This is a genomic window from Methylocucumis oryzae (genome assembly GCF_000963695.1).
GTDB classification, from domain to species: Bacteria; Pseudomonadota; Gammaproteobacteria; order Methylococcales; family Methylomonadaceae; genus Methylovulum; species Methylovulum oryzae.
On sequence record NZ_LAJX01000019.1, the window covers coordinates 1 to 10598 of the forward strand.

Annotated in this window: 12 protein-coding genes and 2 pseudogenes; 9 read left to right on the top strand and 5 right to left on the bottom strand. The window is 42.1% G+C overall.

Annotated elements, in window-relative coordinates; all coding sequences use genetic code 11:
• The 3 genes and pseudogenes from pstA to phoU all read left to right on the top strand — a co-directional run.
• Positions 1-1591: pseudogene (gene pstA / locus VZ94_RS02590) on the top strand (phosphate ABC transporter permease PstA); the annotation flags it as partial.
• A gap of 29 nt (positions 1592-1620) precedes the next feature.
• On the top strand, positions 1621-2454 hold the full coding sequence (gene pstB, locus VZ94_RS02595) for a phosphate ABC transporter ATP-binding protein PstB (protein ID WP_045778047.1): 834 nt from the start codon (positions 1621-1623) through the stop codon (positions 2452-2454).
• A 34-nt stretch (positions 2455-2488) separates the two neighbouring features.
• Complete coding sequence (gene phoU / locus VZ94_RS02600; protein ID WP_045778048.1) at positions 2489-3202, top strand: phosphate signaling complex protein PhoU; 714 nt, start codon at positions 2489-2491, stop codon at positions 3200-3202.
• A gap of 174 nt (positions 3203-3376) precedes the next feature.
• Here the strand turns inward: phoU and mazG are convergent, their stop codons facing one another.
• The 4 genes from mazG to gcvH are packed head-to-tail and all read right to left on the bottom strand — an operon-like array spanning position 3377 to position 5801.
• On the bottom strand, positions 3377-4069 hold the full coding sequence (gene mazG / locus VZ94_RS02605) for a nucleoside triphosphate pyrophosphohydrolase (RefSeq protein WP_338040200.1): 693 nt from the start codon (positions 4067-4069) through the stop codon (positions 3377-3379).
• Positions 4070-4078: 9 nt separating this feature from the next.
• Positions 4079-5014 (bottom strand): carbohydrate kinase family protein, encoded by a 936-nt coding sequence (locus tag VZ94_RS02610; RefSeq protein ID WP_045778049.1) that lies wholly within the window; start codon positions 5012-5014, stop codon positions 4079-4081.
• 15 nt (positions 5015-5029) lie between these two features.
• Positions 5030-5389: a diacylglycerol kinase gene (locus VZ94_RS02615; protein WP_045778050.1), complete on the bottom strand. Its 360-nt coding sequence runs from the start codon at positions 5387-5389 to the stop codon at positions 5030-5032.
• A 31-nt stretch (positions 5390-5420) separates the two neighbouring features.
• Positions 5421-5801, bottom strand: a complete 381-nt coding sequence (gene gcvH / locus VZ94_RS02620; protein WP_045778055.1) for a glycine cleavage system protein GcvH — start codon at positions 5799-5801, stop codon at positions 5421-5423.
• A gap of 174 nt (positions 5802-5975) precedes the next feature.
• Between gcvH and grxC the strand changes: the two genes are divergently transcribed.
• The 5 genes from grxC to VZ94_RS02640 all read left to right on the top strand — a co-directional run bounded on the left by grxC (position 5976) and on the right by VZ94_RS02640 (position 9083).
• A complete protein-coding gene (gene grxC, locus VZ94_RS02625) occupies positions 5976-6230 on the top strand; it encodes a glutaredoxin 3 (RefSeq protein ID WP_045778051.1) in 255 nt (84 codons plus the stop codon).
• Positions 6230-6340: a DUF1289 domain-containing protein gene (locus tag VZ94_RS27770; protein ID WP_239649575.1), complete on the top strand. Its 111-nt coding sequence runs from the start codon at positions 6230-6232 to the stop codon at positions 6338-6340. Before grxC ends, VZ94_RS27770 begins: the two co-directional genes overlap by 1 nt.
• Positions 6341-6978: 638 nt before the next feature.
• Entirely contained in the window at positions 6979-7227 is a 249-nt protein-coding gene (locus tag VZ94_RS02630; RefSeq protein WP_045778052.1) for a hypothetical protein, read from the top strand.
• A gap of 103 nt (positions 7228-7330) precedes the next feature.
• Positions 7331-8497, top strand: coding sequence for a porin (locus VZ94_RS02635; protein ID WP_052700150.1), 1167 nt, complete (start codon positions 7331-7333; stop codon positions 8495-8497).
• Positions 8498-8846: 349 nt separating this feature from the next.
• Positions 8847-9083, top strand: coding sequence for a hypothetical protein (locus tag VZ94_RS02640; RefSeq protein ID WP_045778053.1), 237 nt, complete (start codon positions 8847-8849; stop codon positions 9081-9083).
• 123 nt (positions 9084-9206) lie between these two features.
• On the opposite strand, the gene epmB is transcribed toward VZ94_RS02640, so the two are convergent.
• Positions 9207-10241 carry an EF-P beta-lysylation protein EpmB gene (gene epmB / locus VZ94_RS02645; protein WP_239649576.1) on the bottom strand — a complete coding sequence of 345 codons (1035 nt, stop codon included), beginning with the start codon at positions 10239-10241 and terminating at the stop codon, positions 9207-9209.
• Between the two features lie 55 nt (positions 10242-10296).
• On the opposite strand from epmB, the pseudogene VZ94_RS02650 reads away from it, so the two are divergent.
• Positions 10297-10598, top strand: a pseudogene (locus VZ94_RS02650) (elongation factor P); the annotation flags it as partial.

The following is a 10598-nucleotide window of genomic DNA, read 5'->3' on the forward strand; positions in this document are numbered from 1 at the left end:
AGTTTAATTATGGTTGTCGTCGTCGTGGGTTTGATTGCTATGCGCGGCATTAGCCATTTTTTGGCCAGCTAAAGTCGCACAATTTAGCTACCGTGAACAAGGCACTGAAGCCAAAACAATTATTGGCGAGTTAGTCGATGTGACGGAAACCTCGGCAGCTATGGCAAAAGCGGCTGGGCATGAGATGGCGGCTGGCGAAGATAGCTTGGTTCAATATCTGGTGAAAGTCGGTAATCGTGATGTGACTGGCGTGGATTTTCGCTGGATAGAGCAAAGACACGTCGTCAGTGAGACATATCCTGAAACTATGCTAGCGATTGAGCGCCGTGAGTGGGGTAATTTTTATGGACAACTGACGGCTGTTAAGCAAAATGGCAACGTGATTGCTAGTGGTGAACAAGCCTGGCCGGTTGCCGAAGAAAAGCTAGAACAAGCATTAGCGATTTTTGACCAAATTGCTTATTTAGAGAAAAAGCAGATTGGTGGTATTAATTATGAGCTGGAGCGTTTACGTTTAAAGCAAAAGAAATTGCAGCTTAACAATGAGTGGAATGCAAGTTCTGAGCAGGCTTTTAATACAGAAAAAACAGAGCTTGAAGCGCGCTATCAGCACATTCAAAGCGAAGTTAATGACTTGTATGTCAAGATTAGAGAATACAGCTTATCAGTCAAAATTGATGCGGGTAGCGAAGTTGATATTCCGTTAGCGAAAGTGGTTAGAATTTACCGCCCTAATGGCATGAATGTTTTTGCAAAGCTAGGTCATTATGGCGAAAAGCTAGCCGAGTTTTTAGTCGATGATCCACGCGAAGCCAATACCGAAGGCGGCATTTTTCCAGCAATCTTTGGTACAGTCATGATGGTTATTATGATGGCGATTATTGTGACGCCTTTTGGTGTTATTGCGGCAATTTATTTACGGGAATATGCTAAACAAGGCTTTATCACGCGTGTTATACGCATTGCTGTTAATAATTTAGCCGGTGTACCGTCGATAGTTTACGGCGTATTTGGTTTAGGCTTTTTTGTTTATATTCTAGGCGGCAATATTGATAAATTGTTTTTTCCAGAGTCGCTGCCAGCACCCGTTTATGGTACACCGGGGTTGTTATGGGCATCGATTACGCTAGCGTTATTAACCTTGCCGGTTGTTATTGTTTCGACAGAAGAAGGTTTATCGCGTATCCCTAAATCGATTAGAGAAGGCAGCCTAGCGTTAGGCGCAACTAAATTTGAAACGCTGTGGTTAACGGTTTTACCAATGGCAAGCCCTGCGATTATGACCGGGCTAATTTTAGCCGTAGCGCGCGCAGCCGGCGAAGTAGCACCTTTAATGTTGGTCGGCGTTGTTAAGTTGGCGCCCACATTACCGCTAGATGGTAACTTTCCGTTCTTGCATTTAGACCGTAAATTCATGCACTTGGGTTTCCATATTTACGATGTAGGTTTTCAAAGTCCTAACGTTGAGGCCGCTAGACCGCTGGTTTATGCAACCTCATTATTACTGGTGTTAGTCATTTTGGGGTTGAATTTAGCGGCAATATTGATTAGAAATCATTTGCGTGAAAAATACAGAGCGCTAGAAAATTAAGACCAGTTTTTATTGAAACGGAAAGTTAAATGACCACACAAGAAGCCCGTACCCATGCTATCAATATGAGTTCTGTATTGAACACTCGAATGACTCGCAACGAACCGGAAGAAATAAGCATTAAAATTGAAAGCTTACGGTTAAGCTACGGTCAGAAAGAAGCCTTACACGGCATCGATATGGAAATTCCTAAGCGTAAAGTCACTGCTTATATTGGCCCTAGCGGTTGTGGCAAATCGACCTTATTGCGTTGTATTAATCGCATGAATGATTTAGTCGATAGTGTGAAGATTGAAGGCAAAATCTTGCTCGATAACGAAAATATTTACGATAAATCGGTTAATGTCGCTGATTTGCGTAGACGAGTCGGCATGGTGTTTCAAAAGCCAAACCCTTTCCCAAAATCAATTTTTGAAAATGTCGCTTATGGTTTAAGAATTCAAGGCATTAACGATAAACGTATTTTGCAAGAAACGGTAGAAAATGCGCTACGCGGCGCAGCGTTATGGGATGAAATGAAAGACCGTTTACATGATAATGCGCTAGGTATGTCAGGTGGTCAGCAACAGCGTTTGGTGATTGCTAGAGCTATTGCGATAGAACCTGAGGTTTTATTGCTCGATGAACCCGCGTCAGCTTTAGACCCTATTTCTACGTTAAAAATTGAAGAATTGATTAATGAGCTAAAAGAAAAATACACCATTGTCATTGTTACGCATAATATGCAGCAAGCCGCGCGTGTTTCAGATTATACGGCGTTTATGTATATGGGCGATTTAATTGAAATGGGTCCGACTAGCGAGTTATTTACTAACCCTAGAAAAAAGCAAACGGAAGATTATATTACTGGGCGTTACGGCTAAGGCTTGCATTATTAAACTTACTTTGGAGTGCTAAATGGATAACAGCAAAATCGGACACCATATTTCAGGACAATTTAATAAGGAATTAGAAGACATACGCAATAAAGTGTTAGCGATGGGCGGTGTCGTTGAGCAGCAAATTGAGTATGCGATTCGTTCGTTTACAACGAATGACACCGAACTTGCTGAACTTGTTATTAAACAAGACAATCAAGTCGATGCGATGGAAATGGAAATTGACTTGGAATGTACGCAAATTCTTGCGTTAAGACAGCCAGCCGCATTTGATTTAAGACTGTTATTGACCGTGTTAAAAATCATTAATGAGTTGGAAATTGTTGGTGATTTAGCTGAGCGTATTGCCAAAATGGCAATACAGGTTTCTGAAAATGACAGCAGAATCGACCAATATTATGAGATTCAGCACATGGCGGAACTCGTGCAAGAAATGTTACATGGCGCGTTAGATGGTTTTGCCCGCTTATCGATAGACGAGGTTTCTACTATCATTAATCAAGACGATAGTGTAGATCGCGAGTATGCCAGTATTGTTAGGCAGTTAATTACCCACATGATGGAAGACCCCAGAAATATCACACGAACGCTTAACGCATTATGGTCAGTTAGGGCGTTAGAGCGAATCGGCGATCATTCATGCTACATTTGTAAACATTTGATTTTCATGGTTAAAGGCGAGGATGTTAGGCATTTAAGCCCAAAAGAATTGGAACAAAAAATAAAAGCGTAAACCGTGAAGCCTCACACCATCTTTAGGTAGGGTACAACATGTGTACCCTATGCGTTTCATTTCGGCATCGGTTGTTTCAATACGATTTTGGCTTCATCCCAATAGCCATCTAATTCAGCGAGACTGCATTCGGTTAAGACTTTACCGGTTGCCTGCACTTGCTGCTCTATGTAGTTAAAAACGTTTGCTGAATTTTTTATTGCTTTGTTTTAATGCCCATTCAGCATTGACGTTTAAATGTCTCGCTAAATTAACGACGACTAGCAATAAGTCGCCAATTTCTTCTTCAATATGCGTTTGCTCGCCTCGCGTCATCGCGTCGCGTACTTCCTCGATTTCCTCTTGGATTTTATCAAATACAGGTTCTATTGTTGGCCAATCAAAGCCGTGCCTAGCAACGCGTGTTAAAATTTTTTCGCATTGCATTAACGCAGGTAAGCTACTCGGTATGTCGTCTAAGATACTGGTCACCAGAGTTGCTGGCGTTTTGGCTTGACGTTCAATGGCTTTGGCTTGTTCCCAAGCCTGTTGGCGTTGTTCGTCATTATCAAACGTGACGCCCGCGAAGACATGAGGATGGCGGCGAATCAGCTTTTCACTAATTTCACCGGCGACATCATCAAAATTAAACAGTTGTTGTTCTTCGGCTAATCGGGCATGAAACACGACTTGTAGTAATAAATCACCTAATTCTGAGCGCAAATCGTCGATATTATCGCGTTCTATCGCATCAATCACTTCATACGCTTCTTCGATTAAATAAGGTATTAAGCTAGCGAAATCTTGTTTTAAATCCCAAGCGCAACCGGTTTCAGGGTGCCTGAGTTTGGCCATAATATCGAGTAATTGCAACGTGTTCGGCAACATGGCAAAACCTCAAAAATACTGGCCGAAGTTTTCGTGATAGCGTTGTTTAAAGCCCGTAAGGTCAAAACGATGGTTTTGTGTGCCGTGATGCTCGATTTTAATCGCCCCCATTAAGGAGGCGATACGGCCTGTGGTTTCCCAATCGTATTCATTCATCAGACCGTATAACAAGCCCGCTCTATAAGCATCGCCACAGCCGGTAGGGTCGTTTACGGCTTTAGGTAAAGCGGCAGGAATGTCGATACAACGACCTTCGGTATAAATTTTTGAGCCTTTACTGCCCAAAGTTACGATTAATGCTTGCACACGCTCGGCTAATTGCTCAAGCGTTAAGCCGGTACGTTCTTGCATTAACTCGGACTCATAATCGTTTAAGGTTAACCATGTTGCTTGGTCAACAAAGGTTAATAATTCAGCACCGCTAAACATCGGCATCCCTTGGCCTGGGTCAAAGATAAACGGTATGCCACATTCAACGAATTGTGCTGCATGTAATTGCATACCTTCTTTGCCATCTGGCGATACGATACCTATGCTAAATTCGTCAGAATCAGTAGGAATTTCGTTTAAATGTGACAATGACATAGCACCTGGATGAAACGCCGTAATTTGATTGCCTTCTTCGTCGGTCGTGATATAGGCTTGGCCGGTGTAGTGGTCATCTAAGGCGTGGATATATTCAGTACTTAAACCTTGCTGGCTTAACCATTGGCTGTAAGGTTCAAAATCATGACCGACAGTTGCCATAATCAACGGTTTTTCACCGAGTAAATTTAAGTTATAAGCGATATTACCGGCGCAACCGCCATATTCTCTACGCATAACTGGAACTAAAAACGATACATTTAGAATATGAACTTTCTCTGGCAAGATGTGATGTTTAAATTTATCGTGAAACACCATAATTGTGTCATACGCCATAGAACCGCAAATCAAAGCACTCATAAAACTCCTAAATAATTAAAGTAAAATCAACATCCAAGTAATCGCTGCCCACGCTAACGACATCATCACCGCAGCCGAGCCTATATCTTTGGCACGACCGGATAATTCATGATGCTCAAAACCGACTCTATCAACGACGGCTTCAACGGCAGAATTGAGCAGTTCCACGAGTAACACTAACACAAGACTGCCAATTAACAGGATTTTTTCAATAGCGTTATCGCCTAGCCATAGCGCTAACGGCGTGCCAACCAGTAATATAATAACTTCTTGTCTAAATGCTTCCTCGTGTTCCCATGTTGCTCTAAGTCCTGCGGCAGAGAAATTACACGCATTAATGAGGCGTTTAAAGCCTTTTGCATTTTGATTAGCCATGTTTAATGGGAGTAGGTAGGTGAGGGCTGTATTATTCAATCATGGCCTGGTAGTCGGCAGCGGTCATTAACGCTGCTAATTCCGAGCTATCATCGGCTTTTAGGCAAAATATCCAGTTTTGGTAAGGTGCTTCGTTGACTAATTCAGGGGCATCAATAAGCCTATCATTAATGGCGCAAATAACACCGGTGACAGGGCTAAATAAATCGGATGCGGTTTTTACTGATTCAACGACAGCACATTGTTGACCCGCGTTAAAACGCATTCCTAATGTCGGTAATTGGATAAACATAATATCGCCCAGTGATTGTTGGGCAAAATCAGTAATTCCCACGCGTATAAGATTATCATCTTCTGCTTGTATCCATTCGTGTGAACTAGCATATTTTAACTGGGAGGGTATTTCACTCATAGTTTGTTTCTCGCTGAAGTTAAATTGAGTCATTGAATTAGCCCATAGCGGATGATCGCCAGCAATAACGCATTAATATTGAATGGTATTAACTGCTAGCGTTACTGCAGTGTCATTGAATAACCGGGGTATTCGCTATAGAATGATAAATATAGTAACAAACATTTTTATGCCATGCCTGAGATACTGATTTATACCACCCGAATTTGCCCATACTGTACCATGGCAAAGCGACTACTCGATGACAAAGGCGCCGCCTATACGGAAATAAATGTCGATAATAATGCACAATTACGGCAGGAAATGATGATAAAAACCCAACGACGCACTGTGCCGCAGATTTTTATCGGCGATACCCATGTTGGTGGTTTTGATGAGTTGTACGCGTTGGAGCGACAAAAACAACTCGATGCTTTGTTAACAGATTAATGTTTACTGTGATACCTGAGAACGTAACTAAAATAGATTCGCCCTGTGTGCGTAACTGTTGTTTAAATAACGATGATGTGTGTTTAGGCTGTTTTAGGTCGTTTGTTTGAAATTCGGCATTGGATACAAGTGGATGATGCAACCCGTAAACAGTTTTTACAAAATGCGGCACTACGTCGAAAGCAGCTAAGTAAAGACTGATAGCCCAAGGTATTTGTTGTCATTAAAATTTCATCTAATGATTGATATAATATAACATATCATTTAACCTCTTTAAGATAACACGACAAGAGTGATTAAACGTGCGGTTTTTGGCCGTCTTCTGCTCCGGATGAGGATTAAGCTGGCGTATAGCGTTAGGATGACGCGAGCGTTAGTAGGCGAGTAAACCGCACGTTTAATCGCTGCTGCTGTTTTCCTTTCCTCGTTGTTCTCTCCTCCACATCTACCTTATAAATCTAGGTTTCTGGTTTAACATCCGACTCGCTTATCCAAAATAAGCTGTAAATATAATGGCTTAAAATGTGCAATTTTCTGCGGCTTAACTTGGTAGCAAGTCTTTATGGTCGCAGATATTATGACTAAATTATGACTATAAAAAATAATGATAAAACTATTTTAATAAAGTTAATATTAATCAATTAGTTAAAATTTATTAATTCACTGTAACAAAACTGTAATATTTCAGTAATAAAACTGTCATTTTGCTTAATTTATCTTGGCGGCATTTTCCCTTCCGAGATAAGTTATGAAATTACGCAAAAGGATATGGGCAATTGCAAGCCCATTATTAATAGGAGCATCGTTGAATGCTTCAGCGCTTGAGCTTTATGTTGATGATACTACTAAGCAAATCTTTGCCGAACCCGGCCCTAACCGAACTAAACTAGGCTCGTTTGTACCTGCCGAGCAAGCTGTTAAACAGCAAAATGAGCTAAACACAAAACAAGAAGCCGACTTAAAAGCCATCAAGCATGATTTAGAGCTAAAAAAGTAACGAATTAAAAGCCCTTGAAGAGCATGTTGCGGCTAATCGCGAAGACAGAGCTAAAAACGATGAAAAATGGTTTAATAAAATAAGTCTGCGTGGCTATACCCAAATGCGCTATAACCAAAGCCTTTCTGGAGATAGAGTTGCTGGCGACCCTGAGCTGCGTTCGGTGGGTGATAGCTCTATCAAAAACAACAGCAATTTTTCTTTCCGCCGTGTGCGTTTAGTGTTTTCCGGTGACATCAATGAATATGTGTCATTTTATTTACAACCTGATTTCGCTTCGACCAGTGGCGATTTAAATTTTGGTCAACTACGCGATGCTTATGCCGACTTAGCGTTTGATAAAGAACATGAGTATCGTATTCGTGCCGGACAATCAAAAGTACCCTTCGGCTGGGAAAACTTACAATCATCACAAAATCGTTTAACGCTGGATCGTGCGGACGCGCTTAACAGTGCGGTTCCTAGCGAGCGCGATTTAGGGTTATTTGCGTACTGGTCGCCATCTGATACGCAAAAATTGTGGAAGTCATTGAGTAAAAAAGGTCTGAAAACCTCAGGTGATTATGGTGTGCTAGGTTTTGGTGTTTATAACGGTCAAGGCATCAATAAGCCCGAAGCTAACGATGATTTTTATTTTGTTGCCCATTCATCTTACCCATTCGAGTTAGGATTTATCGGACTACCTGAGCAAGTTTTGGAAGTCGGTGTTGATGCTATATCGGGACGGTTTAATACGTCTAGTTCTGATACATGCTCATTTAAAGACGGGCAAACGGCATCTTGTTTTGCTTATACCTATGAGGGGAATAAATATGGCAAACCGTTTGTGACTACTGACGGGAATAGTGAAGATCGTGTTGGCGTACACGCCATTTTATTCCCACAACCTTTCGGCTTACAAACTGAGTGGAACTGGGGTAAAGGCCCTACGCTTAACCCGCTGACTAATACCGTTGAACGCCAAGATCTTAACGGTGGGTATGTACAAGCTATGTATAAAATTGACAATGTATTTGGCACTAAAGGCACAATGATTCCGTATGCCAAATGGCAAACTTACGAAGGTGCATGGAAAGGCGCAACCTTTGCACCTAGAGTTAATGTCGAAGAGGTAGAGGCTGGCGTTGAATATCAAATTAGTAAGGCGCTGGAAATTACCTTAGCTTACGCAACAATGAGTCGTACCAATATTGCTGACCCAACAAAAACTGATTATTTAAAGCAAGCGCGTGGTGACTTGCTACGCACACAGTTGCAGTTTAACTATTAAGCGATTTAGCATTTTTAGGCGTGTAGAACATGTTTTGTACTACTATTGCGATTGTTCTTTTTTAGTAACTATTCAGCGTAATTTGAGTAAAAAAACACTTGACAAAGTTTTTTTGCAAAAAAAAGATAAATTTACCTGAATTGCTTGCCCCAAGATGTTGGATATGCAGGCCTTATCACTCGCAGGGTAACTCGCTAACCTCTTTACCCCCGTAGGGTCGCGATGCTTGAGCGTTCGTGGCCTATCGGGCATCTTCGAAGACAACTCGACTTTTAACCCGGCCTTATCATACGGCTAACAATCACAGTTGAGAGGTATTTTAGTTTGACACTTACCGACACTCGATAACATGAACGTTGAAGCCCGCCTCAAAAGAGTACAGCAACTTCTCCCCGAGGAGGAAAATTTGTCTGCGTCGTTCTTGCGTGCGACGTTGGAAGTGGTGATCATGCTCGTCCAACTGATGGCTAACCGTTTAAGCCTGACCAGCCGAAATAGTAGTAAGCTCCCTTCGACTGGTCGGTTTAAAGTTCATGACAAAGCCAGTAGCGATGAGGTCAGCTCAAAGCCAGACCCAAAGAAATAACCAGGTGGTCAACCGGAACAGTTAGGAACCACCTTGCAATAAGCAGACATTCCTGAACAAGTCAAAATTTTGGAAGTGGCTCGGAACGCTTTGCCGCCGAGGAGTTATAATACCAACCTAATGTTAAGCTAGCACTTGTTTAGCCTTATCGCCAGCGACTTCTTTTACTAACTTCGGTACTAAATATCCTGGTAACAAGGTTTTGAGTGCTTGCATTAATGCTAAAGCGTCGCTTTCATTAACGTCAAAATGTGCCGTGCCAGCGGTTTTGTCGAGTATATGTAAATAATACGGTTGTATACCGAAATCGAATAAGCGCTCGCTTAATTGCGCTAAGTCTTGGACATTATCATTCACGCCTTTTAGCAATACCGATTGGTTGAGTAAATGAATACCGTGTTGGCGTAGCTGTTGGCAGGCGTTGAATACACGCGGGTTGAGTTCGTTGGCATGATTGCAATGTACGACTAAGGTGGTGGTTTTTCCGCTATGTTTGAGACTGGTGAGCAGGGATTCGGTAATGCGCGCCGGTAACACGATAGGTAAACGGCTGTGTAGGCGTATGCGTTTGAGTTGTGGCAGTGTTGCTAGCTTGGTTAAGAGTGTGCTGAGTCGTGCGTCGTTAAGTAATAAGGGGTCGCCACCGCTGAGTATAACTTCGTGTAGGTTGGGGTCTGAGCTAAGGTAATCTAAGGCCTGTTGCTCTTGTAGCTTGCTAAGCTGCCAGTCGGAATACGGGAAATGCCTGCGGAAACAATAACGGCAATTAATCGCGCAACTACCCGTGTTAATCAGTAAGGCGCGTCCCTGGTATTTATGAATCACGCCAGTGACGGCTTTGGCGGCTAAGTCACCAACGGGGTCTAAGCTAAAACCTGGTATCGTTTTGGTTTCATCAACAATAGGCAAAACCTGCCGTAATAACGGGTCGTTGGCATTACCTTTTTCCATACACGCGGCAAAGCTTAACGGTACTTTAAAGGCGAATTGTTGTTGTGCCGATAGCGAGAACGGCAGGTCTGTAATAGCCAATTCTAAGTAATCACATAAGTCTTGCACGTTACTAAACGCACTTTGCAGTTGTTGTTGCCAGCTTTGTTGTAAGTGTTGGTTATCGGTGTCAATGTGTGAATAAGCGTGGTTTAAATTTTCTCTCAACTCATACCTCCTTTATAATGAGCGCCTTTTACAATGTGTCATCTCTGAGGATAAAATGGCTGTTTATAGCACGAATGAGTTTAAAGCTGGGTTAAAAATCATGTTGGATAACGATCCTTGCTCGATTATCGAGAACGAGTTTGTTAAGCCTGGCAAAGGTCAAGCGTTTAACCGAGTTAAAATCAGAAACTTAAAAACTGGACGCGTCATAGAAAGAACGTTTAAATCGGGTGATACGTTAGAAGGCGCTGATGTCGTCGATGTGGCCATGCAGTATTTATATAATGACGGTGAGTTTTGGCATTTCATGGTGCAGGATACCTTCGAGCAATATCAAGCCGATGCTAAAATTGTTGG

Excerpts from the sequence above, each read along its gene's own strand:
- pstB (WP_045778047.1), top strand. The coding sequence starts at position 1,621 with ATGACCACACAAGAAGCCCGTACCCATGCTATCAATATGAGTTCTGTA.
- phoU (WP_045778048.1), top strand. The coding sequence starts at position 2,489 with ATGGATAACAGCAAAATCGGACACCATATTTCAGGACAATTTAATAAG.
- mazG (WP_338040200.1), bottom strand. The coding sequence starts at position 4,069 with ATGTTGCCGAACACGTTGCAATTACTCGATATTATGGCCAAACTCAGG.
- VZ94_RS02610 (WP_045778049.1), bottom strand. The coding sequence starts at position 5,014 with ATGAGTGCTTTGATTTGCGGTTCTATGGCGTATGACACAATTATGGTG.
- VZ94_RS02615 (WP_045778050.1), bottom strand. The coding sequence starts at position 5,389 with ATGGCTAATCAAAATGCAAAAGGCTTTAAACGCCTCATTAATGCGTGT.
- gcvH (WP_045778055.1), bottom strand. The coding sequence starts at position 5,801 with ATGAGTGAAATACCCTCCCAGTTAAAATATGCTAGTTCACACGAATGG.
- grxC (WP_045778051.1), top strand. The coding sequence starts at position 5,976 with ATGCCTGAGATACTGATTTATACCACCCGAATTTGCCCATACTGTACC.
- VZ94_RS27770 (WP_239649575.1), top strand. The coding sequence starts at position 6,230 with ATGTTTACTGTGATACCTGAGAACGTAACTAAAATAGATTCGCCCTGT.
- VZ94_RS02630 (WP_045778052.1), top strand. The coding sequence starts at position 6,979 with ATGAAATTACGCAAAAGGATATGGGCAATTGCAAGCCCATTATTAATA.
- VZ94_RS02635 (WP_052700150.1), top strand. The coding sequence starts at position 7,331 with ATGCGCTATAACCAAAGCCTTTCTGGAGATAGAGTTGCTGGCGACCCT.
- VZ94_RS02640 (WP_045778053.1), top strand. The coding sequence starts at position 8,847 with ATGAACGTTGAAGCCCGCCTCAAAAGAGTACAGCAACTTCTCCCCGAG.